This is a genomic window from Cupriavidus gilardii (genome assembly GCF_017598945.1).
Taxonomy (GTDB): domain Bacteria; phylum Pseudomonadota; class Gammaproteobacteria; order Burkholderiales; family Burkholderiaceae; genus Cupriavidus; species Cupriavidus gilardii_E.
Window position 1 is genome coordinate 1 of record NZ_JAGFTW010000036.1, and the last position, 25,225, is coordinate 25,225.

Genomic DNA, 25,225 nt, shown 5'->3' on the forward strand with positions numbered 1-25,225 from the left:
CTCCCCCAACCCCTCTCCCGCTTGCGGGAGAGGGGTTGGGGGAGAGGGCAAGCGGCGTCTGGCGTGCTGCGACCGCGCGTTGAAACCACCCCCTCTCCCCAGCCCTCTCCCCCTGAGGGGGAGAGGGAGAACACCATTGGAGAAATTGCAGCCAGGCAGTCCAAGAACGCCTTTGACTCCGCTAGCCCCTTACTCCTCGGCCAGTGCCGGTGTGCCGTTCATCGGCACCACGCCGAGCGCGGCGCGGACCTTGTTTTCGATCTCCTTGGCGATATCGGGATTCTCGCGCAGGAATTCGCGCGCATTGTCCTTGCCCTGGCCGATCTTCTCGCCGTTGTAGCTGTACCAGGCGCCGGACTTCTCGACGATCTTGGCGTCCACGCCGAGGTCGATGACCTCGCCCTGGCGCGAGATGCCCTGGCCGTACAGGATGTCGAAGAAGGCCTCGCGGAACGGCGGCGATACCTTGTTCTTGACCACCTTGACCTTGGTCTCGTTGCCGATCACGTCGTCGCCCTTCTTGATCGAGCCGATGCGGCGGATATCGAGGCGGACCGAGGCGTAGAACTTCAGCGCGTTGCCGCCGGTGGTGGTTTCCGGCGAGCCGAACATCACGCCGATCTTCATGCGGATCTGGTTGATGAAGATCACCAGGCAGTTGGTGCGCTTGATGGTGCCGGTCAGCTTGCGCAGTGCCTGGCTCATCAGGCGGGCCTGCAGGCCCGGCAGCGCGTCGCCCATCTCGCCTTCGATTTCGGCCCGGGGCACCAGCGCCGCCACCGAGTCGATCACGATCAGGTCGACCGAGCCCGAGCGCACCAGCGCGTCGGTGATTTCCAGCGCCTGCTCGCCGGTGTCCGGCTGCGAGATCAGCAGATCGCCGACGCTGACGCCCAGCTTGCTGGCGTAATTGACGTCCAGCGCGTGCTCCGCGTCGATGAACGCGCAGGTGCCGCCCAGCTTCTGCATCTCGGCGACCACCTGCAGCGTCAGCGTGGTCTTGCCCGACGATTCCGGGCCGTAGATCTCGACGACCCGGCCGCGCGGCAGGCCGCCGACGCCCAGCGCGATGTCCAGGCCCAGCGAGCCGGTCGACACCACCTGGATATCCTGCTCGACCTCGCCGTCGCCCATCCGCATGATCGAGCCCTTGCCGAACTGCTTCTCGATCTGGGCCAGCGCGGCGGCCAGCGCCTTCTGCTTCTCGGCGCTCACGCCAGCTGCCTTCTTGCCGTCATCCATGGTCGTCCTTCCGTCAATGGTGTATAAATAGGCCGCATGCGGCGCGCCGCCTGCTATCTGGTGCCGATATTGTGCGGCAACTGGTTACGCAGACCCACGCGCCCGACCCGCGCCACCCCGGCGGTCTGCATCGTCGGAGCGCGCTGCGGCAACGCATTCTAGAGGCGGAGCATGGCAGCCGTGAATCAGCATCGGCTCAAAAATGCGGCCGGGTTGCAAGCCAACTCGACCGCCGAGTCGGACCACGGCACCGCCCGGCTGACCGGCGCGATCTCTGACGCGTGGCCTCGGTTGCGATCCAGCCCCATGCGCCCGCCTGGAATCAGCGGGTACTGTATAAAAAAACAGTATGCTTGGCAAGTCCCAATTCATCCCATAGTGCGCATGCCGACCGGGAGAACAGGGGGACCGACGCGGGTCCGCGCCCGCCTGCCAGGCCAGGGGAGACCACCATGCGCATTCTGATTGCCGAAGACGACGACGTGCTGGCCGACGGCCTGACCCGTTCGCTGCGCCATTCCGGCTATGCCGTCGATCATGTCGCCAACGGCATGGAAGCCGATTCGGCGCTGTCCACGCAGGCCTACGACCTGGTGATTCTCGATCTCGGCCTGCCCCGCATGCCCGGGCTCGAAGTCCTGAAGCGGCTGCGCGCCCGCGGCGCGATGGTGCCGGTGCTGATCCTGACCGCCGCCGACAGCGTCGACGAACGCGTCAAGGGCCTGGACCTCGGCGCCGACGACTATATGGCCAAGCCCTTTGCGCTGTCCGAACTGGAGGCGCGCGTGCGCGCGCTGGTGCGGCGCGGCACCGGCGGCGGCGCCACGCTGATGCGGCACGGACCGCTCGCGTTCGACCAGGTCGGCCGCATCGCCTATCTGAACGACCAGATGCTGGACCTGTCCGCGCGCGAGGTCGGCCTGCTCGAAATCCTGCTGACGCGCTCCGGCCGGCTGGTGTCGAAGGAGCAGCTGGTCGACCATCTGTGCGAATGGGGCGAAGAGGTCAGCAACAACGCGATCGAGGTCTACGTGCACCGGCTGCGCAAGAAGATCGAGGTCGGCGGCATCCGCATCGCCACCGTGCGCGGGCTCGGCTATTGCCTCGAAAAATTCCAGCCGACCCCGGCCGCGACCGCGGCGCATTCCTGATTGCCCCGACGGCAGCGACTCCGCGGCCCCCTTTCCACCTACCCGGCCCCGGCCGCCCCGTTCCACGCCCACCCGCATGTATCCGCTGCGCCTGCCCTGGAAACGCCCGTCGCCGGCGCTCGGCGACACGCACCGCCGCCGCGCCGCCGCCGCGGCCAGCGCCGAGGACGAGGTCAGCGACGAGATGCTGGCCGACGCCCTGCCCCATCTCGAGGACGACGCCGCGCACACGTCGCCGCGCTCGCTGTTCGGCGAAATCCTCGACTGGATGCTGGCGCCGCTGTTGCTGCTGTGGCCGCTGAGCATCGCGGTGACCTATCTGGTCGCCAAGTCGATCGCCAACGGCCCCTACGATCGCGCCCTCGAATCGAGCGCGATCGTGCTGTCGCAGCAGGTGCGCGAGGTCAATGGCAGCGTGACGCTGCAGCTGCCGCTGTCGGCCCGCGAGATCCTGCGCGCCGACGAGACCGACGCGGTCTACTACCAGGTGGTCGGCACGCGCGGCGAACTGGTGGCCGGCGATCGCGACCTGCCGCTGCCGGTCGAGGAAGACCTGCGCCACGCCGGGCTGGTGTCGCTGCGCGACGATCAGGTCGCGGGCAACGACGTGCGGGTCGCGTACACCTATGTCGAGATGCCGGCCGTACCCGGCGGCCATCCGGTGCTGGTGCAGGTGGCCGAGACACTCGACAAGCGCGCGCGCCTGGCCAACGAGATCATCAAGGGCGTGATCCTGCCGCAGTTCGTGATCCTGCCGCTGGCGGTGCTGCTGGTGTGGTTCGGGCTGTCGCGCGGGCTGGCTCCGCTGACCGCAATCCAGCAGCGCATTCGCGCACGCAATCCCGGCGATACCAGCCCGATCGACGAGCAGGCCGCGCCCCAGGAAATCACGCCGCTGGTCGCCTCGTTCAACGAACTGCTCGAACGCCTCGATCAATCGGTGCAGACGCAGAAGCGCTTCATCGCCGATGCCGCGCATCAGATGAAGACGCCGCTGGCCGGGCTGCGCATGCAGGCCGAACTCGCCCAGCGCGAGCAATCGCCCGAAGAACTGCGCAAGTCGCTGGCGCAGATCGCCGGCAGCTCGCAACGCACCGCGCATCTGGTCACGCAGCTGCTGTCGCTCGCACGCATGGAGAACTTTGCCGGCAGCGGCAATATGGCGCCGCTCGATCTGGCCGCGCTGGCGCGCGAGGTGGTCAAGGACTGGCTGCCGCAGGCCTGGGCCAAGCGCATCGATCTGGGCCTCGATGCGTCGGACCATCCGGTGATGGTCCAGGGCAACCGTTTGATGCTGACCGAGATGCTGAACAATCTGCTCGACAACGCGATCCGCTATACGCCTGCCGGCGGCCATGCCACCGTGCGGGTCAGCGCCGATCCGTTCGAGCCGTTCGCCTATCTGGACGTGGAGGACACCGGGCCGGGCATTCCGCCGGCCGAGCGGCCCCACGTGATGGAGCGCTTCTATCGCGTGCTGGGCACCAGCACCGAAGGCAGCGGACTGGGGCTGGCGATCGTGCGCGAGATCGTGCAGCAGCATGGCGGCGACGTGGCCATCGAGGACCACGTCTACCAGCAGCAGCCGCGCCTGGCCGGTGCGCGGCTGCGCGTCACGCTGCGCCGTCCGGCGTCCGCGGAGGCCGCATGAACGCCCCCGATCCGGTACGCCTGGCCCGCCAGCAGCGCGCCGCGGCCGCCTGGCGCACCAATCTGCGCTGGACCGCGGTGCTGCTCGCGCTGTGGTTTGCCGGCACCTTCGGCGTCAGCTGGTTGGCGCGCGAGCTGCGCTTCGACTTCTTCGGCTGGCCCTTCTCGTTCTGGGCCGGCGCGCAAGGGCTGTTGATCCTGTATGTGCTGATGGCCGCAGCTTACGCGTGGCGCATGAACCGGGCGGACCGCGAGGTGGGCGAGGCGGCGGACGCCCCGGACAACGATGCCGCGCCTGCCGGCGACGATGCTGCGCGGCACCGCTGAGCTTCGCGACCCCGCGCACCGCCCGCAGTACCGCACCCCGTACCGCATGCCGCGTTGCCGCACACGGTAGCTTCCCGCATCGCAACATCGCGGCCGTCGCCAGCAGCCGGCTCGCAACGCCGCGCGAGGCTAGCGCCGATCTAGCGTATACCCCGATCGATATAAGGCCCTGCGCCCCCTCCCCTGTCAGAACGCCGTAAGTTTCGACTCCCAGAATCCACACACATTCGACGGCCCGCGCCGGATCGCGGCGTTGCCGCCTGCTTGCGCGGCCGTGCGAAGGACCCCTGAACAGTAGGAGGAGACAAATGGCTAACGCCCAGAATGTCGCGATGCCCGGAGGCACCGCGCAAAACGCGCCGATGACGGCCGAGGAGAGGAAGGTCATTCTCGCCTCGTCGCTTGGCACGGTGTTCGAGTGGTACGACTTTTATCTGTACGGTTCGCTGGCGGCGATCATCGCCAAGCAGTTCTTCGCGGGCCTCGATCCGACCTCGGCCTTCATCTTCGCGCTGCTGGCCTTTGCCGCGGGCTTCATCGTGCGCCCCTTCGGCGCGCTGGTGTTCGGCCGTCTGGGCGACATGATCGGACGCAAGTACACGTTCCTCGTGACCATCCTGATCATGGGCGTGTCGACCTTCATCGTCGGCCTGCTGCCCGGCTACGCCACCATCGGCTGGGCCGCCCCGATCATCCTGATCGCGTTGCGGATGCTGCAGGGCCTGGCGCTCGGCGGCGAGTACGGCGGTGCGGCCACGTACGTGGCCGAGCACGCCCCGCACGGCAAGCGCGGTTCGTACACGTCGTGGATCCAGACCACCGCCACGCTCGGCCTGTTCATGTCGCTGATCGTGATCCTGATCTGCCGGCAGCTGACCGGTCCGGACTTCGAGGTCTGGGGCTGGCGCATCCCGTTCCTGCTGTCGATCGTGCTGCTCGGCGTGTCGGTCTACATCCGGCTGTCGATGTCGGAGTCGCCGGCGTTCCAGCGCATGAAGTCGGAGGGCAAGACGTCGAAGGCGCCGCTGACCGAGTCGTTCGGCCAATGGCGCAACCTGAAGATCGTGATCCTGGCGCTGGTCGGCCTGACCGCGGGCCAGGCGGTGGTCTGGTACACCGGCCAGTTCTACGCGCTGTTCTTCCTGACCCAGGTGCTGAAGGTCGACGCCAAGACCGCCAACCTGCTGATCGCCGGTGCGCTGGTGATCGGCACGCCGTTCTTCGTGTTCTTCGGCATGCTGTCGGACAAGATCGGCCGCAAGTGGATCATCATGGCCGGCTGTGCGCTGGCGATGCTGACCTACTTCCCGCTGTTCAAGGCGCTGACGCACTACGCCAACCCGGCGCTGGAGCGCGCGCAACAGTCGGCGCAGATCGTGGTCACCGCGGATCCGAAGCAGTGCTCGTTCCAGGGCAGCCCGATCGCGCGCGAAATCGACTTCCGCAGCTCCTGCGACATCGCCAAGCGCACGCTGGCGCAATCGTCGGCCAGCTATGAAGTCGTCGAGGCGCCGGCCGGCACGACCGCCACGGTCAAGATCGGCGATCGCGTGATCCCGGCGCTCAACGCCTCGCTGGTGCCGCAGGGCCACAGCTTCGATCCGGACAGCAAGGCGAAGATCGACGCGTTCAAGAAGGAAGTGGCCAGCGCCATGACGGCCGCGGGCTATCCGACCAAGGCCGACCCCGCCGAGATGAACACGGTGATGGTGCTGGTGATCCTGACGATCCTGGTGATCTACGTGACCATGGTCTACGGGCCGATCGCCGCGATGCTGGTCGAGCTGTTCCCGACGCGGATCCGCTACACCTCGATGTCGCTGCCCTACCACATCGGCAACGGCTGGTTCGGCGGCATGCTGCCCACCATCTCGTTCGCCCTGGTCGCGCAGAACGGCAACATCTACTACGGCCTGTGGTATCCGATCGTGATCGCCGGCATCACGCTGGTGATAGGTTCGCTGTTCATCCGCGAGACCAAGGACGTGGATATCTACGCGCGCGACTGAGACTGATATTCCATCGCGCCACGCCGGCCGCTTGCGCCGGCGCGGAAACCGGCAGTCCTCCCGGGCTGCCGGTTTTTTTTGCCGGGCGTGCCTGCCCCGGGCGCCCGGCGCCCCGGATGCAAGGGGCCGCACAAAAGTGTTGACAGCGATCGAACGGCCCGTATAATGGCGGTCTTCGTCGGCGAATTAGCTCAGTCGGTTAGAGCGACGGAATCATAATCCGCAGGTCCGGGGTTCGAGTCCCTGATTCGCCACCAGTATTTCGAAGGGGTCAGCGCAAGCTGACCCCTTTTTGTTTTGGCGCCCGGCTCGCCGCCGGGCGAACGCCTCCCCTCGGTTCCCGCCTGAGCTCCGGCTTCAGTTGCGACAATAAGTCCGCGCCATCGTCTTGACCTCATGCGCGAGCAGGCGCCGCAGCGTGACCGGCTCCAGCACCTCGACCTGCGGGCCGAACGAGCGCAGCCAGCGCACCAGCCAATCGGCCATCTCCACCGTGCAGCGAACCACCAGCGAACCGTCCGGGCGGATCTCCTCGGTCTGATCGGCCGACATCGGCGCGTCGCGCACGATGTCGCCGCAGCCTTTGGCAAAGCGGACCGCCAGCTTGATATTCCCGTCCGAGTGCAGCCCGAATTCGGCCGCCTCCTCCACGTAATCGCCCAGGCAGAAGTGGTCGGGATAGACGAAGCGCTCCTTCAGCGCGTGCGCCGCGTGGACCCGGTCCAATCGCAGGCATTGCGGCACGAGCTCCTCGCCTTCCAACGCGACCAGATAGACCAGCCCGGCCTTCTCGACGACGCCGAGCGGCATCAGCACGCGCTTGCGCTCGGGCTCGAAGCGAGGCCGATAAACGACCTCCACGCAGCGCTCCTCGAATACCGCAGTCAGTATCGGCAGCAGGACGGTCTCGCGCAGCCGCGGCGGCACCAGCGGCGAACTGCGCTCGACCACCGACAGCTTGCGATGCCAGGCGATGCGCCCGGCGCCGCTCTCGCGGCCGCGCCGCCGCAGTTGCGACTCGGCGGCGTCGAACAATGGCCGCAGCAGTGTCGCCATCACCGAAGTGATCTGGCGACCGGCGAAGCGCTTGAGTATCTGCAGCGCCAGCGCTTCCTCGTCGCTGAGCCAGGTGTCGGGGCTGTCCAGCACGCGGCCGGTGCATTCGGCGCGGCGCCACATCAGGCCGCGCCCTTCCGCGCGGCATTCCGCGGCGCCGTCGGCGACCAGCAGCACCAGGCGCTGCTGCAGCACATCGGCGGGTGGCACGGTCACGCCGAGGGCGGCAAGGCCGCCCGCGACCTCGTCGGCGCTCATCCAGCGCCGGGGGCCACCGTCGTCAAGCAGGACGGAAAGAATGGAAACGTCGAGTTGCGAATCGAACTGGAGGGCCATAAAGCGCGATCAGAAGTTGGTCATGCGTGGGGAGAGCGAAGCCTATCAAGCGGAGCGTCCGGAAATGAAGGAAATGGACAAGGAACGACGGTTCCCGGCAAGCACTTCGGCCCTCCGATTCGAAAGTGCGAGCAACAGCCTATGCGATGCCCGCCGGCACGCGGAGTAGGCAGCGCCCACGCCGGGACCGCACCAGCATGCACATAGTTAAAAACTTTGAACGACTGATACGAGGCAGCGTCGCGTCGCCTCCGTGATGTGAGCCTATTCTTCTCTCATCGGCTGACGACATCCCCGTGCAAAACGATTCTCGAAAATTCAACAACTGGAGAAAATCATGAAGATCACGACTGCCCGCCTCGTTCTCAGCGCCGCCATCGCCGGTACCGCGCTGCTGTCGCTGAACAGCGTGTTGGCCGCGCCGGTGCGCGCATCGCATGCCGGCGACGACTATGGCTACACGTTTCGCGCGGTGGACCGCTTCGCCGATGGGGCGCGCAGCCAGGACGCGTACACCGACGGCGCCCGTACCTTCAACGTCTACGCCGATGGCGCCCGTACCTTCGACGTCCATACCGACGGGGCCCGCATCCGCGGCGACTACCCCGCACCGATCGGCGAATAAGCCGGGCCGCTCCTTGCCGCTGTTTGTCGCTGTTTGTCGCTGTTTTTCCTGCGGAGGCGTTCCCGATGCGCATTCGAGACAATGCCCTGATCGTGGCGGCCTGGATGGGCGCCTGCGTGGCCAGTGGCTGGTTGATCGCCTTCACCGGACTGCTGATGTCCCAATAAGTGGTGAATCAGGCATGGATGCCTGCCACGCGCCGCGTTTTTGACGTGAATCATGGCGAGATCGCCGCCTAGCTGCCATCATGAATCAGCCAGGCACGGCGCCGCCGACCCGCCTGGCCGTCGACAACGCCTGCAAGGCCCGTGATAGGAGAACCCTCGCCATGACCCAACTCGTGCTCGCCACTGACGGCTCCGCCTTCAGCGACGCCGCCGCCCGCTTTATCGTCGATGGGAAGTTGCTGCAGGGCGACCTCACCGTGCACGTGGTGCACGTCGCGCCCGAGGTTACCGGCCAGGTGCGCGCCTTCGTCAGCAAGGACGCGATCGATGACTGGCATCGGGAAGAAAGTGAGAAGGCGATGCGCCCGGTTTGCGACATTCTGGCCGCGGCGCAAGTGCGCGTGGAAAAGCATGCGCTGAGCGGCTTTCCGCCCGACCGTATCGTCGGGCTGGCCAAATCGGTCAATGCCGATGCGATCGTGATCGGCACCCATGGCCGCGGATCGTTCTTCGATGCGGTGCTCGGCTCGGTCGCAGGGCGCGTGGTGGCCCATGCATCGTGTCCGGTGATTCTGGTGAAGGCGCCGGACAAGGCCTGATAGCCGGCCGATCAAGGCGCATGGCGGCACCGGGGCGCGGCGATCGCGCCCCAGCCAACCGGCATCAGCCGTTCAGGTCGACCACAGCGGCGGTTCGTCCATCAGCGCGATCTGTTCGCGCAATTCCAGGATGCGGTCCTGCCAATAGCGCGCCGAACCGAACCACGGAAACGCCGCCGGGAAGGCCGGATCGTTCCAGCGGCTCGCCAGCCAGGCGCTGTAGTGCAGCAGCCGCAGCGTACGCAGCGCCTCGACCAGATGCAGCTCGCGCGGCGAGAACTCGGCGAAATCCTCGTAACCGGCCACGATATCGGCCAGCTGGCTCTGCATTGAGGCGCGGTCGCCCTCCAGCAGCATCCACAGATCCTGCACCGCCGGGCCGGTCCGGCTGTCGTCGAAATCGACGAAATGCGGCCCGGTGTCGCCGCCGCGGGCCTGATCCGGCTCGATCCACAGCAGATTGCCGCGATGGCAGTCGCCATGCAGCCGCAGCATCGTCACGTCGCCGGCGCGCTCGTAGCAGCGGCGCACGCCGTCGATCGCCATGTCGGCGGCGGCCTGCCAGGCCGGCCGCAGATCGGCCGGGATGCAGTCCTGCGCCAGCAGCCAGTCGCGCGGCGCCACGCCGAAGGTCTGGACATCGAGCGCGGGCCGATGCACATAGGGTTGGGTCGCACCGACGGCATGGATGCGGCCGATGAAACGGCCCAGCCAGGTCAGCGTGTCGGCGCGGTTAAGCTCCGGCTCGCGGCCGCCGCAGCGTGGGAACACGGTAAAGCGAAAGCCGCCATGCGACAGCAGCGTGCTGCCGCCGCACGCAAGCGCCGGCACGGCCGGAATCTCGGCCTCGGCAAGCTGCTGCACGAAGGCATGTTCTTCCAGGATGGCGGCGTCGCTCCAGCGCCCGGGGCGGTAGAACTTCATCACCATCGGCGCGCCGTCCTCGACCCCCACCTGCCAGACCCGATTCTCGTAGCTATTCAGCGCCAGCAGCCGGCCGTCCGGCATGAAGCCGGCCGCCTCGAGCGCATCGAGGATCAGGTCGGGAGTCAGCCCCGCGAACGGAATGTCCGGCGAGGCGGCGGGATCGGGCGACATCACCATGGCTAAGCGCTAGCTTAGGACACCGCGCGCGTCAGGACCCCTGCCGCGTGCGCTGTCCGCCGAGCAGCGCGGCCTGCGCGCCGGGCCGGCGGTTGCGCGACGGGCCCGGGGAGCCGGCGGCGCTGCGCGGGGCCGCCTGGGGCCGCTCGCTCTTGTCCGCCGCACGCGCACCGCCCTTGGGCTGGCCGCCGCGCGCGGCATTGCCCTCCTGCGCCGCACGCGCGGGCCGCGGCGGGCGCGCTTCGGCGCGGCGCTCGCCGGAGGCGCCGCCGGCCGGCTTCGGCGCGCCGTTGCCGGCGCGGCCGGAGGATCCGTTCGCCGCGCCATTGGCCTGCGGACGCCCGCGTCCACCGCCACCATTCTGGCCGCGCGCCTGCCGGCCCTTCTGGATCGGTTCGGGCGCGATGTTGGGATCGGGTTCGAAGCCCGGCAGCACGATCTGCTCGAGCTGGCGCTTGATCAGCCGCTCGATGTCGCGCAGCAGGCCATGCTCGTCGACGCAGACCAGCGACACCGCCTCGCCCTCGGCGCCGGCGCGGCCGGTACGGCCGATCCGGTGCACATAGTCTTCCGGCACATTGGGCAGATCGAAGTTGACCACGTGGGGCAGCTGATCGATATCGATGCCGCGCGCGGCGATGTCGGTGGCCACCAGCAGCCGCAGCGTGCCGGCCTTGAACTCGGACAACGCACGCGTGCGCGCCGACTGGCTCTTGTTGCCGTGGATCGCCAGCGCCGACAGGCCTTCCTTGGTCAGCTGCTCGGCCAGCCGGTTGGCGCCGTGCTTGGTGCGCGTGAACACCAGCACCTGATGCCAGTCGTGCTCGCGCACCAGATGGGCCAGCAGTTCGCGCTTGCGCTCGCGATCGACCGCATAGACGCGCTGCGCCACGGTTTCGGCCGTGGTGTTGCGGCGCGCGACCTCGATCGAGGCCGGGTTGTCGAGCAGGCGGTCGGCCAGCGCACGGATCTCGTCGGAGAAGGTGGCCGAGAACAGCAGGTTCTGCCGCTTGGGCGGCAGCACGTTCAGGATCTTGCGGATGTCGTGGATGAAGCCCATGTCGAGCATGCGGTCGGCCTCGTCCAGCACCAGCATCTCGACGTGCGACAGATCGATGGTCCGCTGGCCCACGTGGTCGAGCAGACGGCCCGGCGTGGCCACCACGATATCGACGCCGCGCTTGAGCTGGTCGATCTGCGGATGGATGCCGACACCGCCGAACATCACCATCGAACGCAGGCGCAGATATTTGCCGTAGTTGCGCACGCTCTCTTCGACCTGCGCGGCCAGTTCGCGCGTCGGCGTCAGCACCAGCGCGCGGATGCGGGGCCGTTCGCCGCGCGCCGGCGGCTCGGCGCGCGACAGCAACTGCAGCATCGGCAGGGTGAAACCGGCGGTCTTGCCGGTCCCGGTCTGGGCGCCGGCGAGCAGGTCGCCGCCCTTCAGGATCGCGGGAATGGCTTGCGCCTGGATCGGCGTGGGCGTGGTATAGCCCTGCTCCGCCACGGCGCGTACAAGCTTGTCAGACAAGCCTAGTTCGGAAAAAGACATGGAATTCGTTTCGGCCGCCCCTTGCGCACGGATGCGCCAATCGTCGGGGCCGGCATGGATAGTGGCGACTGGCCGGCTGCCGCCGTCATCGCCTGCATGGGCTGGACGAGGGGCGCCGGGGAAGCGGAACGACTGCCTCCGCTTCCAGGTTCGGAAGGCCCGTAGTGTATCAGCCCCGGCGCATTCGCACCGGACGCGCCGCGGAGCGAGCGGGTAGAATAGCGGGCTGTCCCGCCTGCGCCGGCCGACCGGCCCGCTCGACAGCTCGCCCGGCAGCCGGCCAGCTCGGCGCTGCCCCCGCGGCGGGCGACAAGACACCCCCTGAAGCATCCGATGCCCCCAGGTCAACCACTGAGATCGGCACCATGAATCCACGCCCCGACACCGCGGCCGACGCGCCGCAACCCACGCCCAGGAAGAAGGTCTTCGTCAAGACCTACGGCTGCCAGATGAACGAGTACGACTCCGACAAGATGGTCGACGTACTGCATGCCAGCCAGGGCCTGGAGAAGACCGACAATCCCGAAGAGGCCGACGTGATCCTGTTCAACACCTGCTCGGTGCGCGAGAAAGCGCAGGAGAAGGTGTTCTCGGAACTGGGGCGGATGAAGGCGCTGAAGGCCGTCAAACCCGATCTGGTGATCGGCGTCGGCGGCTGCGTGGCCAGCCAGGAGGGCGCGGCCATCGTCTCGCGCGCGCCGTATGTCGACGTCGTGTTCGGCCCGCAGACGCTGCACCGGCTGCCCGACATGATCGCGCGCCGCCGCCAGAGCGGCCATTCGCAGGTCGACATTTCCTTCCCCGAGATCGAGAAGTTCGACCATCTGCCGCCGGCGCGCGTCGAGGGCCCGAGCGCCTTCGTCTCGATCATGGAAGGCTGCTCGAAGTACTGCAGCTATTGCGTGGTGCCCTACACCCGCGGCGAGGAAGTCTCGCGTCCCTTCGACGACGTGCTGGCCGAGATCGCTGGCCTGGCCGACCAGGGCGTGCGCGAGGTCACGCTGCTGGGGCAGAACGTCAACGCATACCGCGGCCGGATGGGCGACACCAGCGAGATCGCCGACTTCGCGCTGCTGATCGAATATGTGGCCGAGATTCCCGGCATCGAACGGATCCGCTACACCACCAGCCATCCGAAGGAATTCACCGCGCGGCTGATCGACGTCTATGCGCGCGTGCCCAAGCTCGTCGACCATCTGCACCTGCCGGTGCAGCACGCCTCGGACCGCATCCTGATGGCGATGAAGCGCGGCTACAGCGTGCTCGAATACAAGAGCATCATCCGCAAGCTGCGCGCGATCCGGCCGACCATGTCGATGTCGTCCGACTTCATCGTGGGCTTCCCCGGGGAGACCGATGCGGACTTCGACAAGCTGATGGCGATGGTCGAGGAGATCGGCTACGACACCTCGTTCTCGTTCATCTTCAGCCCGCGGCCCGGCACGCCGGCCGCGAACCTGCACGACGACACGCCGCACGAGGTCAAGCTGCGCCGGCTGCAGCGGCTGCAGGCAACGATCGAAGAGAACGTGCAGCGCATCAGCCGCGGCATGGTCGGCACGGTGCAGCGCATCCTGGTCGAAGGCCCGGCCCGCAAGGACCCGACCGAACTGCACGGCCGCACCGAGAACAACCGCGTGGTCAACTTCGCGCTGCCCGGCGTGCCGCAGGCGAGCCGCGACCGGCTGATCGGCCAGATGGTCGAGGTGACCATCACCGAGGCCTTCCCGCATTCGCTGCGCGGCGAGATCGTGGTGCGCCAGTAGCGCAATCCCGGCACGCCGCGCGCATGCCGGCGGCCGACGACGAACAAGAACGGAGCGCTCTCCCGATGAAAATTCCTTCCGCAGAATTCGTGGCGCCCAAGGACGACAATGCCCGCCTGCAGAATCTGTGCGGACCGCTGGACGAAAACCTGCGCCAGGTCGAACAGGCGCTGGACGTCACCATCCAGCGGCGCGGCCACAAGATGACGGTGCGCGGCGCCAACGCCAACGAGGCCGCGGCCGCGCTGGAGCGCTTCTACAACCAGGCCCGCTCGCCGCTGTCGATCGACGACGTGCAGCTCGGCCTGATCGAGACACGCCAGTACGCCGCGCACGTCGCCGGCCCGCCCGGCGTGGAAAACGACACGGGCGGCGACGCCGACGACGAATCGCCGGTGCTGCATACCCGCCGTACCGGCCTGGTCGGCCGCACCGCCGCGCAGCGCGACTATCTGCGCAATATCGTCTCGCACGATCTGACCATGGGCATCGGCCCGGCAGGCACCGGCAAGACCTATCTGGCGGTCGCCTGCGCGGTCGATGCGCTCGAGCGCGACGCCGTCAAGCGCATCGTGCTGACCCGGCCCGCGGTCGAGGCCGGCGAGCGGCTGGGCTTCCTGCCCGGCGATCTGGCGCAGAAGGTCGACCCGTATCTGCGTCCGCTGTACGACGCGCTGTACGACCTGCTCGGCTTCGACCGCACGCAGAAGATGTTCGAGCGCCAGATGATCGAGATCGCGCCGCTCGCCTATATGCGCGGCCGCACGCTGAACCACGCCTTCATCATCCTGGACGAGGCGCAGAACACCACGCCGGAGCAGATGAAGATGTTCCTGACCCGGATCGGCTTCGGCTCCAAGGCGGTGATCACCGGCGACACCACGCAGATCGACCTGCCGCGCGGCCAGAAGAGCGGGCTGATCGAAGCGCAGCACGTGCTGCGCGACGTGCGCGGCGTTGCCGCGACGCGCTTTACCAGCATCGACGTGGTGCGCCATCCGCTGGTGGCGCGCATCGTCGAGGCCTATGACGAATATCACGCCCAGCACAAGGACACCTGATTTGACCAGCAAGACATCGGCCAAGAACGCGGCCACCGGCAACGCCCCGAGCCTGATCCTGTTCGACGGCGAAGGCCGCGCCCGCAAGAGCGCCGCGCATGCGCTGCGCGTGCAGCTGCCCGACGGCCGCAGCCTGACCGTGGACCTGTCGCAAGCGGCCGACGGCGTGGTGTCGCTGCTGGCCGAGCACAGCGACCCGCGCCAGCGCGCGGGCCTGCTGGCCCGTCCGGACAGCCACGACGCGCTGGCGGTGGCGGTCACCGCCACGCCGCAGCTGACCACCACCGGCACGCCGGCCACGCCGCCCGAACTGACGCTCGACGTGCAGTACGGCGACGGCATCCGCGGCCGCCGCGGCCTGCCGCCGCGCGCGCGGCTGCAGACCTGGCTGCGCTCGGCGCTGTTCGCCGATGCCCAGCTGACCGTGCGCTTCGTCGACGAAGAAGAAGGCCGCGCGCTGAACCGGGGCTTCCGCGGCAAGGACTATGCGACCAATGTGCTGACCTTCGCCTACGCCGAACACGACGACGATCCGGTGAGCGCCGACATCGTGCTGTGCTGCCCGGTGGTCGAGCGCGAGGCGCGCGAACAGGGCAAGCCGCTGGAGGCGCACTACGCGCATCTGCTGGTGCACGGCGCGCTGCACGCGCAGGGCTACGAGCACGAGGACGACGCCGAGGCCGAGGAGATGGAGGCGATCGAAACCGAGACGCTGCTGGCGCTGGGTTTTGCCAACCCGTACCGGGACGACCGCGGTCCGCGCCTGGGGCACTGAGGGCTGAGCCTGCGGGGTGACGGGGGGCGCCGCTTGCCCTCTCCCCGGCCCCTCTCCCGCAAGCGGGAGAGGGGAGCACGATATCGCGGAAAGGTAGGGCAGCGATTCCGGCGCGACGGCGGACGGTGCGGCCCATGCTTCGCATTCCGCCCCGGCTCGGCGCCAGGCCGCGGCCGCCGCGGGCTGAACCGAAAAACAATTGGTGTATGCTTGCTCCGGTATCCACCACGCGCAACTTGCGCCATGAACGACCCTTACCCTAGTTCGAAGGCGGTCGACCGGCCCCGGTCCCTGCTCGAACGACTGAGCGATCTGATTTCTCCCGAGCCCGAATCGCGGGCAGAATTGCTCGAAGTCCTCCAGGACGCCCACGCCCGCAATCTGATCGACGCCGAGTCGCTCTCGATGATCGAAGGCGTGTTCCAGGTCTCGGAATTGACGGCGCGCGACATCATGGTGCCCCGGGCCCAGATGGACGCGGTCAATATCGCCGATGCGCCGGAAACCTTCATCCCCTTCATGCAGGAAACCGCGCACTCGCGCTTTCCTGTCTACGAAGGCAGCCGCGACAACATCATCGGCGTGCTGCTCGCCAAGGACCTGCTGCGCTACTACACCGACAGCGATTTCGACCTGCGCGAGATGCTGCGGCCCGCGGTCTTCATCCCCGAGTCCAAGCGTCTGAACATCCTGCTGCGCGAATTCCGCAACAACCGCAATCACATCGCGATCGTGGTCGACGAGTACGGCGGTGTCGCCGGGCTGGTCACGATCGAGGACGTGCTGGAACAGATCGTCGGCGACATCGAGGACGAATTCGATCTCGATGAGGACGACGACAATATCGTGCCGCTGCCCGACGGCAGCTGGCGCGTACACGGGCTGACCGAGATCGAGCAGTTCAACGAGGCCTTCGGCACCCAGTTCCCCGACGACGACGTCGATACGGTGGGCGGCCTGCTGACCAACCACGTCGGCCACGTGCCGCACCGTGGGGAAATCATCACGCTGCCGCCGCTGCGCTTCGAGGTGCTGCGCGCCGACGCGCGCCAGCTGCATCTGCTGCTGGTCCGGCGCGACGCGAACGCGGTCACCGACGTCGTGGCCAACGCATGAAGCGGCTGGCGCAGGGCTGGAACGGCGCCGCCGCTGCCGAACTGGAAACACCGCTGAACGAGGGGCGCCGTGCGCGTGCGCGCTGGGGCCGCCTGCTGCTGGCCGGCGTGCTGGGCGTCGCCCATACCCAGGCCTTCGCGCCGCGCGACTGGTGGTGGCTGCAACTGCTGGCGCTGGCAGGCCTTGCCGCGCTCCTGTTCGACACCCGCCGCGCCCGCGATGCCGCCGCGCTCGGCTACGCCTTCGGGCTGGGCTGGTTCCTGTCCGGGATCTGGTGGGTCTATATCAGCATGCATGTCTACGGCGAGATGCCGGCCTGGATGGCCGCGCTCGCGGTGCTGCTGTTCTCCGGCTACCTCGCGCTGTACCCCGCGCTCGCGGCCGCGGCCTGGCATCGCGCCACCGCGCCGCGGCGCTTCGATCCGGCCCGGCGCGCCGGCGCCTTCGGCCTGCTGGCCGCGCCGCTGGCGTTCGGCGCGGCCTGGGGCCTGTCCGAATGGCTGCGCGGCGTGATCTTCACCGGTTTCCCGTGGCTGGCCAGCGGCTACGCGCATACCGATGGTCCGCTGGCGGGCTACGCGCCGCTGCTCGGCGTCTACGGCATCAGCGCGCTGGCGGCGGTCTGTGCCGCCTGGCTGGCCGCGCTCGCGCGCGTCGCCCGCCCGGCATCGGGGCACGATGGCCGTGACGCCGCGCTGTCATCGCGGCTCGCGGTTCCGCTCGGGCTGGTGGTGCTGCTCGGTGCCGGCTGGCTGCTGGCGGGCCGCGCGTGGACCGAACCGGTGGGCGAACCGCTGTCGGTGCGACTGCTGCAGGGCAACGTGCCGCAGGACATCAAGTTCGAGGCGGCCGGCATCGCGCGCTCCAACACGCTGTACCGCGACATGATCACCGCGGCCCCGGCCGACCTGGTTGTCACCCCCGAGACCGCGTTTCCGCTGATCCTGCAGGACATGCCGCCGGAGATCGCGCTGGCACTGCGCCAGTTCAGCGTGGGCACCGGCACCGCGCTGCTGTTCGGCGCAGCGGGCGCCGATTCGCCGGTCGACTTCACCAACAGCGTGTTCGGCATCGGCCCCGACATGAAGGGCCTGTACCGCTACGACAAACACCATCTGGTGCCCTTCGGCGAGTTCATTCCCTGGGGCTTCCGCTGGTTCGTCGACATGATGAAGATGCCGCTGGGAGACTTCCGCCGCGGCGGACTGGCGCAGGCGCCGCTGCCGGTGCGCGGCGTCACGGTGGCGCCCAATATCTGCTACGAGGATCTGTTCGGCGAGGAAATCGCGCGCACGCTGCGCGGCCAGCCGCAGCCGGCCAATGTGCTGGTCAACCTCACGAACCTGGCCTGGTTCGGCGACACCATCGCGCTGGACCAGCATCTGCAGATCTCGCGCATGCGGGCGCTGGAGACACGCCGGCCGATGCTGCGCTCGACCAATACCGGCATGACCGCGGTGGTGGCGCCGGACGGCAGCGTGCAGGCGCGACTGGCGACCTTCACCACCGGCACGCTGAGCGCGCAGGTGCAGGGCACACGCGGGCTGACGCCCTATGTGCGGGTCGGCAACGTGCCGGCAGTGCTCGGCTGCCTGCTGGTGCTGCTGCTGGTGGCCTGGCGCGCAGGGCGCGCGACGACTGGCGCGTGAGCCTTACTGGATCACGCCCACCGCGATCGATACCGCGGCAGCCGCCGCCATCACCGCCAGGGCGACCCGGTAGGGCTTGTGCGAAAGAAACGACATGATGGTTGTCCCCGTTATCCTGGCGCCGACGGGCGCCTGCCATGCGCCGTCCGCTGCCTCTGTCGAACAGCTTTTCAATAATGTATACAAAAATCGATAACGGCAGGCGCTTCCGAAACTTGAATGTCCTCGGGATTTACCCGAGGTCCTCGCCCACCTGACCCGCCCTTCCCTTCGGCGGCTGCCGGGCAAAAACCCGCTAGAATTCTGGGTTTGGCAACGGCGGGACCGGCCGGCCCGGCCGCCCGTCCCCTGCCCGCTTCCGCTTCGGTGGCCCGCCGCCGGGCCAACTCTCCGCGATCCGTCGTCTTCGTTATGCTGACCTTCCAACAAATGATCCTGACCTTGCAGTCCTACTGGGACCGGCAAGGATGCGCGCTGTTGCAACCCATCGATCTGGAGGTTGGCGCCGGTACCTCGCACGTGCATACCTTCCTGCGCGCGATCGGCCCCGAGCCGTGGCGCGCCGCCTATGTGCAACCGTCGCGCCGCCCGAAGGACGGCCGCTACGGCGAGAACCCCAACCGGCTGCAGCACTACTACCAGTACCAGGTGGTGCTCAAGCCCGCGCCGGAGAACATCCTGGAGCTGTACCTGGGCTCGCTCGAGGCGCTGGGCCTGGACCTGAAGCAGAACGACATCCGCTTCGTCGAGGACGACTGGGAAAACCCGACGCTGGGGGCCTGGGGCCTGGGCTGGGAGGTCTGGCTCAACGGCATGGAAGTGACCCAGTTCACCTACTTCCAGCAGGTCGGCGGCATCGACTGCAAGCCGATCACCGGCGAGATCACCTACGGCATCGAGCGGCTGGCGATGTATCTGCAGGGCGTCGAGAACGTCTACGACCTGGTCTGGACCGAGTGGGAGGAGAACGGCAAGACCCGCCGGCTGACCTACGGCGACGTCTATCACCAGAACGAGGTCGAGCAGTCGACCTACAACTTCGAGCAGAGCAATACCGAGATCCTGTTCCGCCATTTCGCCGAGCACGAGGGCGAGGCGAAGCGGCTGATGGGCGTCGGCGCGGAGGGCGACGCGGCCCAGACGGCGAACGTCAAGCTGGCGCTGCCGGCCTACGAACAGGTGCTCAAGGCCGCCCACACCTTCAACCTGCTGGACGCGCGCGGCGCGATCTCGGTGACCGAGCGCGCCGCCTATATCGGCCGCATCCGCAATCTGTCGCGGCTGGTCGCCCAGGCCTACTACGAATCGCGCGAGGCGCTCGGCTTCCCGATGTGCGGGCCGGCCGGGGCCGACGCGATGTCCGCCGCCAAGCCCTCCATCGAGGCCGCCGCATGAACCCGATGGCACGCCGTGCGCTGTGCTGCGCGCTGGCGGTGGCCGCCGCGGGCGGCGCGCACGCCATCGTGCCGTCGGCTTTTGCCCAGGCCTCGCAGGTGCTCTACCCCTCGGCCGAGCAGGCCAATGTCTGCGAAGGCGATTCGCAGGCGCTGCAGCAGGCCATCAACCGGCATCTGCAGCCGAGCACCAATGCGATCGACCAGTGGACGCAACTGGTGCGCTCGATGTCGTGCGATCTGTCCGGGTCGAAGGATCTGGGCTGGCGACGCGTGCCGCTGCGCGCCTACGAGAGCGCAATCCGCTATCCGCTGACGTGGGTCGAGACCGTGCACCGCAACGGCCGGCAACGGCGCCTGGTGCGGACCTATCATTCGGCCTCGCAACTGCCGCCGCGGATCGACTTCTGGATCGGCGGCCGCATCGACGAGATCCGCTACGATCGCCGCCATCACCGCCTGTACGCGCGCTTCTCCGCCACCAGCGAGAAGCTCGCCGGCAACGCGCCGTCCGCGTGCCGCTCGACCACGCTGCAGTTCCGCCAGCAGCACGGGCTATGGCTGCTGTCCGGCGTCGAACCGCGCTGTTGAGCGCCGCTGAACCCTTTCGGCGCCGCCGATGCCGGCGTGCGCCACAAACCGTTGGAACCGATTCATGTCGCAACCCCTGACCGATTCGCTGCTGATCGAACTGTTCACCGAAGAGCTGCCGCCGAAGGCGCTGGCACGCCTGGGCGAGGCCTTCGCCCAGGGCCTGTTTGCCGGCCTGGCCGAACGCGGCCTGCTCGACGACGGCAGCACGGTAACGCCGTATGCCACGCCGCGCCGGCTGGCCGCGCTGATCAGCGGCGTGCGCGCCAGTGCGCCGGACCGCGAGCAGCGTGAAAAGGTGCTGCCGGTGTCGGTGGCGCTGGACGCCGCCGGCGAGCCGACCGCGCCGCTGGCCAAGAAGCTGGCCGCGCTGGCCAAATCGGTCGGTGCCGAGGCGATCGACTGGCAGACGCTGGAGCGCGCCTCCGACGGCAAGGCCGAGGCGCTGTTCTACCGCTACACCGCGCGCGGCGCGGTACTGGCCGACGGCCTGCAGGCCGCGCTGGACGAGACCATCGGCAAGCTGCCGATTCCGAAGGTGATGAGCTACCAGCGTCCGGACGGCAGCACGGTCAACTTCGTGCGCCCGGCCCACCGGCTGATCGCGCTGCATGGCGACAAGGTCGTCCCCGTCTCGGTGCTCGGACTGGCCGCGGGCAACCGCACGCTGGGCCACCGCTTCCTGTCCGCAGGCGAGATCGAGATCCCGCACGCCGAGCGCTACGCCGGGCTGCTCGAGGACCAGGGCAAGGTGCTGGCCAGCTACGCGCAGCGGCGCGAGCGCATCCGTGACGAGCTGCTGGCCGCCGCCGGCGAAGATCGCGTGATCATGCCCGACGCGCTGCTCGACGAGGTCAACGCGCTGGTCGAATGGCCGGTGGTCTACGCCTGCCATTTCGAGGAGGCCTTCCTCGCCGTGCCGCAGGAATGCCTGATCCTGACGATGCAGACCAACCAGAAGTACTTCGCGCTGACCGACGCCAACGGGCAGCTGCGCAACCGCTTCCTGATCGTGTCGAACCTGGCCACCGACACGCCGCAGTCGATCATCGGCGGCAACGAGCGCGTGGTGCGTCCGCGCCTGGCCGACGCCAAGTTCTTCTTCGACCAGGACCGCAAGAAGACGCTGGCCTCGCGCGTGCCGCAGCTGGCCAACGTGGTCTATCACAACAAGATCGGCACCCAATTGGACCGCGTGCAGCGGCTGCAGCAGATCGCCGGCCATATCGCCGATGCGATGGCCGCGGCCGGCGTGCCGGTCGACAAGGCGGCCGCGATGCGCGGCGCCGAACTGGCCAAGGCCGACTTGCTGACCGATATGGTCGGCGAGTTCCCCGAACTGCAGGGCACGATGGGCACGTACTACGCCCGCCACGACGACGAGGCCGAAGAGGTCGCGCTGGCCTGCTCCGAACACTACCGTCCGCGCTTTGCCGGCGATGCGCTGCCGTCCAATTCGGTCAGCATCGCCGTCGCGCTGGCCGACAAGCTGGAGACGCTGGTCGGTATCTGGGGCATCGGCCTGCAGCCGACCGGCGAGAAGGACCCGTTCGCGCTGCGCCGCCACGCGCTGGGCATTCTGCGCATGCTGATCGAAACGCCGCTGCCGCTGGGCATCGACGCGCTGCTGGCGCTGACCGAGCAGACCTTCGCCGGCGTGCCGGCGGTCAAGCCCGCGCGCGAGGACATCACCGATTTCCTGTACGACCGCGTGCGCGGCTACCTGAAGGACAAGGGCTACACCACCAACGAGGTCGAGGCGGTGGTCAGCCTGCGCCCGCAGCGCCTCGACGACATTCTCGGCCGCATGGAAGCGGTGCGCACCTTCGCCGCGCTGCCCGAGGCGGCGGCGCTCGCCGCGGCCAACAAGCGGATCACCAATATCCTGCGCAAGACGACGGAAGCCATCGGCGAGGTCGAGCCCGCGCTGTTCCAGGAAGAGGCCGAAGGCGCGCTGCATGCCGCCATCGACAGCGTGCGGCCCGCCGTCGAGGCGGCCTTCGCGCGCGGCGACTTCACCGCGGCGCTGCGCGACCTGGCCCGGCTGCGCGACGCGGTCGACCGCTTCTTCGACGGCGTGATGGTGATGGCCGAGGATGCGCGGCTGCGCGCCAACCGCCTGGCCCTGCTGGCCTCGCTGCATGCGCTGGCCAACCGCGTTGCCGACATTTCGAAGCTGGCCGCTTGACCCGCGCACCGCACTTCGCCAGCCGCACCGACCGTACTCGTTACCGAAGCGCCGCCATGCCGCAGACACCGCCCAAATTCGTGATCCTGGACCGCGATGGGGTCATCAACCTCGACAGCGACCAGTTCATCAAGACGCCGGACGAATGGATTCCGATCCCCGGCAGCCTGGAGGCGATCGCCGCGCTGAACGAGGCCGGCTATCGCGTCGTGGTCGCCAGCAACCAGTCCGGCATCGGCCGCGGGCTGTTCGAAATGAGCGCACTCAATGCGATGCACGAGAAGATGTACAAGGCGCTGGCCCGCCTCGGCGGCCGCGTCGAGGCGATCTTCTTCTGCCCGCACACCGCGGCCGACGAATGCGAATGCCGCAAGCCCAAACCCGGCCTGATCCAGCAGGCCGCGCAACGCTTCGGCATCGAACTGCGCGGCGTGCCGATCGTCGGCGATTCGCTGCGCGACCTGCAGGCCGGCGTCGCCTTCGGCTGCACGCCGCATCTGGTGCGCACCGGCAAGGGCGAAGCCACGCTGGCCAAGGGCGGCCTGCCGCCCGGCACGCTGGTGCACGACGACCTGCGCGCCTTCTCGCGCTGGCTGCTGGAAGGCGAAGGCGCGCGGCATGGCGCCGCGGCGGCATCGCACGCCGGCGCTGCCGCCTCCGCTTTCGCCTCCGCCCCCGCTCCGTCACCGGTTGATCCGACGAACCCCCGATGATCTTTCTCCGCTCCCTGCTGTTCGCGTTGTACCTGCTGGTGCTGACGCCTCCTTATGCCTGCGCCTGCTTCCTGGCCTTCCCGTTCATGAGCGCCAACCGGCGCTATCGCTTCGTGCGCGGCTGGCCGAAGCTGGTGATCGGCGCCGCCTGGCTGATCTGCGGCATCCGCTACCGCATCGAAGGCGGCGAACATCTGCAGGCCATGATCGACAAGCCGGTGGTGCTGCTGTCCAAGCATCAGTCCGCGTGGGAAACCGTGGCGCTGGTGGCGACCATGCCCAAGCCGCTGTGCTTCGTCTTCAAGCGCGAGCTGCTGTTCGTGCCGTTCTTCGGCTGGGCGCTCGGCATGCTGAAGATGGTCCATATCAACCGCAAGGACGGTTCGCGCGCGTTCGCCTCGGCCGTTCGTCAGGGCCGCGAGCGGCTCGCCGAGGGCGCCTGGATCATCATGTTCCCCGAAGGCACGCGCACGCCGGCCGGCATGGAGAACCCGCGCTACAAGAGCGGCGGTGCACGCCTGGCGGTCGAGACCGGCGCCTCGGTGATTCCGATCGCGATCAACTCGGGCCGCCTGTGGCCGCGCAACTCCTTCCTGAAGTATCCCGGCACCATCACGATCTCGATCGGCCCCCCGCTGTCGTCGGCTCACAAGACCGCCGACATGCTGAACCAGGAGGTCGAGCAATGGATCGAGCGCGACATGCGCCGCATCGATCCGGAGAGCTATCTGCGAGGACAGCCTGCATGAAGCCGGCCCGCCGCGCCCCGGAACCCGCAGACGGCCAGATGGAATTGCCGTTGATGGACTCCGGCGCCGGCACCGCCGGCGCGAAGCCGGCTGCCAGTGCGCTGGATGGCACCACGTCGGCCGGTCCGGCCACGGCGCCCTGGCCGGCGCCCCCGCCCAACGCCAGGCTGCTGAGGCTGGGCGAGCGAGCGCTCCACTACACGCTGAAGCGTTCGTCCCGGCGCACCATCGGCTTCGTCATCGACGACCGCGGGCTGTCGATCACTGCGCCGCGCTGGGTCACCATCGCCGACATCGAGGCGGCCATCGCCGAGAAGCAGCGCTGGATCTTCGGCAAGCTGGCCGAATGGCAGCAGCGCGATGCGCAGCGCGTGCTGCCCGCGGTGCAGTGGCGCGACGGCGCGACGCTGCCCTTTCTGGGCAAGCCGATCACGCTGCGGCTGGACTCGCCGACCGGCACGCTGCTGTTCGACGCCGAGGCGCGCGTATTGCATCTGGCGCTGTCCGAACAGGCCGACGAGCAGCAGATCAAGGACCGCGTGCAGGCCTGGCTGCAGCAACAGGCCAGGCGCCTGCTGGCCGAGCGGCTGGACATCTACGCGGAAAAGCTCGGCGTGCGCCATCGCGCGTTCGCGCTGAGTTCGGCCAATACCCGCTGGGGCAGCTGCACCTCGGACGGCAAGATCCGGCTGAGCTGGCGGCTGATGCATTTCCCGCTGTCGGTGATCGACTATGTGGCCGCGCACGAGCTCGCCCATCTGAAAGAGATGAACCACAGCCCGCGCTTCTGGGACACCGTGGCGTCGATCTTCCCCGAATTTCGCGACGCCCGCGCACAGTTGCGCAGCCATCCGCCCGAGGCGCTGCCGGTGTATTGACGACGGGATCGGAACGCCGCGCAGCCGGCGTCCGTGGCGATGCCGGTCGCCAAATCGGACTACACTACCCCCTCGCTTAAAAACGCTCCACAAAGGTTTGAACTCATGCGACTTCTCCACACCATGCTCCGTGTCGGCGACCTGCAACGCTCGATCGACTTCTATACCCGCGTGCTTGGCATGCAGCTGCTGCGCGAGAGCGACAACCCCGAGTACAAGTACAGGCTCGCCTTCGTCGGCTACGGCCCCGAGAGCGAAACCGCCGTGCTCGAACTGACCTACAACTACGGCGTCGACAAGTACGACATGGGCACCGCCTACGGCCATATCGCACTGGAGACCGACGACGCGGCGGCCGCCTGCGAGCGCATCCGCGCCGCCGGCGGCAAGGTCACGCGCGAGGCCGGCCCCGTGAAGGGCGGCACCACGGTGATCGCCTTCGTCGAAGACCCGGACGGCTACAAGATCGAGCTGATCGAGCGCAACTCCACGCGCGACGCCAGCCGGCCGTAACGGTGCCCGCCGGC

The 25,225-nt window shown here is 68.2% G+C and carries 22 protein-coding genes and 1 tRNA gene; 19 read left to right on the forward strand and 4 right to left on the reverse strand.

Annotation, left to right across the window (positions count from 1 at the left end):
* Nucleotides 1–189: 189 nt before the first annotated feature.
* Nucleotides 190–1,242, reverse strand: coding sequence for a recombinase RecA (recA, locus tag J5T34_RS11870; protein WP_208579926.1), 1,053 nt, complete (start codon nt 1,240–1,242; stop codon nt 190–192).
* Nucleotides 1,243–1,694: 452 nt separating this feature from the next.
* Between recA and J5T34_RS11875 the strand changes: the two genes are divergently transcribed.
* The 5 genes from J5T34_RS11875 to J5T34_RS11895 all read left to right on the forward strand — a co-directional run bounded on the left by J5T34_RS11875 (nt 1,695) and on the right by J5T34_RS11895 (nt 6,636).
* On the forward strand, nt 1,695–2,393 hold the full coding sequence (locus J5T34_RS11875; protein WP_208579927.1) for a response regulator: 699 nt from the start codon (nt 1,695–1,697) through the stop codon (nt 2,391–2,393).
* Between the two features lie 76 nt (nt 2,394–2,469).
* Nucleotides 2,470–4,044: a sensor histidine kinase gene (locus J5T34_RS11880; protein WP_208579928.1), complete on the forward strand. Its 1,575-nt coding sequence runs from the start codon at nt 2,470–2,472 to the stop codon at nt 4,042–4,044.
* Nucleotides 4,041–4,370: a DUF4212 domain-containing protein gene (locus tag J5T34_RS11885; RefSeq protein WP_208579929.1), complete on the forward strand. Its 330-nt coding sequence runs from the start codon at nt 4,041–4,043 to the stop codon at nt 4,368–4,370. Before J5T34_RS11880 ends, J5T34_RS11885 begins: the two co-directional genes overlap by 4 nt.
* A gap of 308 nt (nt 4,371–4,678) precedes the next feature.
* Nucleotides 4,679–6,379 (forward strand): MFS transporter, encoded by a 1,701-nt coding sequence (locus J5T34_RS11890; RefSeq protein WP_208579930.1) that lies wholly within the window; start codon nt 4,679–4,681, stop codon nt 6,377–6,379.
* Nucleotides 6,380–6,559: 180 nt separating this feature from the next.
* Nucleotides 6,560–6,636, forward strand: a tRNA-Met gene (locus J5T34_RS11895).
* A 100-nt stretch (nt 6,637–6,736) separates the two neighbouring features.
* Here the strand turns inward: J5T34_RS11895 and J5T34_RS11900 are convergent.
* A complete protein-coding gene (locus J5T34_RS11900; protein ID WP_208579931.1) occupies nt 6,737–7,771 on the reverse strand; it encodes a helix-turn-helix transcriptional regulator in 1,035 nt (344 codons plus the stop codon).
* 337 nt (nt 7,772–8,108) lie between these two features.
* Between J5T34_RS11900 and J5T34_RS11905 the strand changes: the two genes are divergently transcribed.
* Nucleotides 8,109–8,396 (forward strand): hypothetical protein, encoded by a 288-nt coding sequence (locus J5T34_RS11905; protein ID WP_208579932.1) that lies wholly within the window; start codon nt 8,109–8,111, stop codon nt 8,394–8,396.
* Between the two features lie 328 nt (nt 8,397–8,724).
* Complete coding sequence (locus tag J5T34_RS11910) at nt 8,725–9,162, forward strand: universal stress protein (protein ID WP_208579933.1); 438 nt, start codon at nt 8,725–8,727, stop codon at nt 9,160–9,162.
* A gap of 72 nt (nt 9,163–9,234) precedes the next feature.
* Here J5T34_RS11910 and J5T34_RS11915 read toward each other — a convergent pair whose 3' ends face one another.
* Nucleotides 9,235–10,266, reverse strand: a complete 1,032-nt coding sequence (locus J5T34_RS11915) for a serine/threonine protein kinase (protein WP_432207663.1) — start codon at nt 10,264–10,266, stop codon at nt 9,235–9,237.
* Nucleotides 10,267–10,297: 31 nt separating this feature from the next.
* Nucleotides 10,298–11,818, reverse strand: a complete 1,521-nt coding sequence (locus J5T34_RS11920; protein WP_208579935.1) for a DEAD/DEAH box helicase — start codon at nt 11,816–11,818, stop codon at nt 10,298–10,300.
* Nucleotides 11,819–12,183: 365 nt separating this feature from the next.
* Here J5T34_RS11920 and miaB point away from each other — a divergent pair, with 365 nt between their 5' ends.
* The 12 genes from miaB (at nt 12,184) to gloA (ending at nt 25,211) form a co-directional block, all read left to right on the forward strand.
* On the forward strand, nt 12,184–13,584 hold the full coding sequence (miaB, locus tag J5T34_RS11925) for a tRNA (N6-isopentenyl adenosine(37)-C2)-methylthiotransferase MiaB (RefSeq protein ID WP_208579936.1): 1,401 nt from the start codon (nt 12,184–12,186) through the stop codon (nt 13,582–13,584).
* A gap of 65 nt (nt 13,585–13,649) precedes the next feature.
* On the forward strand, nt 13,650–14,645 hold the full coding sequence (locus J5T34_RS11930) for a PhoH family protein (RefSeq protein WP_208579937.1): 996 nt from the start codon (nt 13,650–13,652) through the stop codon (nt 14,643–14,645).
* Nucleotides 14,611–15,420, forward strand: a complete 810-nt coding sequence (gene ybeY / locus J5T34_RS11935; protein ID WP_432207664.1) for an rRNA maturation RNase YbeY — start codon at nt 14,611–14,613, stop codon at nt 15,418–15,420. Before J5T34_RS11930 ends, ybeY begins: the two co-directional genes overlap by 35 nt.
* Before the next feature lie 243 nt (nt 15,421–15,663).
* Nucleotides 15,664–16,536, forward strand: coding sequence for an HlyC/CorC family transporter (locus tag J5T34_RS11940; protein ID WP_208579939.1), 873 nt, complete (start codon nt 15,664–15,666; stop codon nt 16,534–16,536).
* The gene (gene lnt, locus J5T34_RS11945) at nt 16,533–18,185 is read left to right on the forward strand and encodes an apolipoprotein N-acyltransferase (RefSeq protein WP_208579940.1); all 1,653 of its coding nucleotides are present in this window, start codon (nt 16,533–16,535) and stop codon (nt 18,183–18,185) included. The genes J5T34_RS11940 and lnt overlap by 4 nt, the downstream gene beginning before the upstream one ends.
* Before the next feature lie 411 nt (nt 18,186–18,596).
* Nucleotides 18,597–19,580, forward strand: coding sequence for a glycine--tRNA ligase subunit alpha (gene glyQ, locus J5T34_RS11950; RefSeq protein WP_208579941.1), 984 nt, complete (start codon nt 18,597–18,599; stop codon nt 19,578–19,580).
* On the forward strand, nt 19,577–20,170 hold the full coding sequence (locus tag J5T34_RS11955; RefSeq protein WP_208579942.1) for a hypothetical protein: 594 nt from the start codon (nt 19,577–19,579) through the stop codon (nt 20,168–20,170). Before glyQ ends, J5T34_RS11955 begins: the two co-directional genes overlap by 4 nt.
* Nucleotides 20,171–20,234: 64 nt before the next feature.
* Complete coding sequence (gene glyS / locus J5T34_RS11960) at nt 20,235–22,358, forward strand: glycine--tRNA ligase subunit beta (protein ID WP_208579943.1); 2,124 nt, start codon at nt 20,235–20,237, stop codon at nt 22,356–22,358.
* Between the two features lie 56 nt (nt 22,359–22,414).
* Nucleotides 22,415–23,071, forward strand: coding sequence for a D-glycero-beta-D-manno-heptose 1,7-bisphosphate 7-phosphatase (gmhB, locus tag J5T34_RS11965; RefSeq protein ID WP_208579944.1), 657 nt, complete (start codon nt 22,415–22,417; stop codon nt 23,069–23,071).
* Nucleotides 23,068–23,820: a lysophospholipid acyltransferase family protein gene (locus tag J5T34_RS11970; protein ID WP_174104426.1), complete on the forward strand. Its 753-nt coding sequence runs from the start codon at nt 23,068–23,070 to the stop codon at nt 23,818–23,820. The genes gmhB and J5T34_RS11970 overlap by 4 nt, the downstream gene beginning before the upstream one ends.
* Entirely contained in the window at nt 23,817–24,698 is an 882-nt protein-coding gene (locus J5T34_RS11975) for a M48 family metallopeptidase (RefSeq protein WP_208579945.1), read from the forward strand. The genes J5T34_RS11970 and J5T34_RS11975 overlap by 4 nt, the downstream gene beginning before the upstream one ends.
* Before the next feature lie 105 nt (nt 24,699–24,803).
* Nucleotides 24,804–25,211: a lactoylglutathione lyase gene (gloA, locus tag J5T34_RS11980; protein ID WP_208579946.1), complete on the forward strand. Its 408-nt coding sequence runs from the start codon at nt 24,804–24,806 to the stop codon at nt 25,209–25,211.
* Nucleotides 25,212–25,225 lie beyond the last annotated feature (14 nt).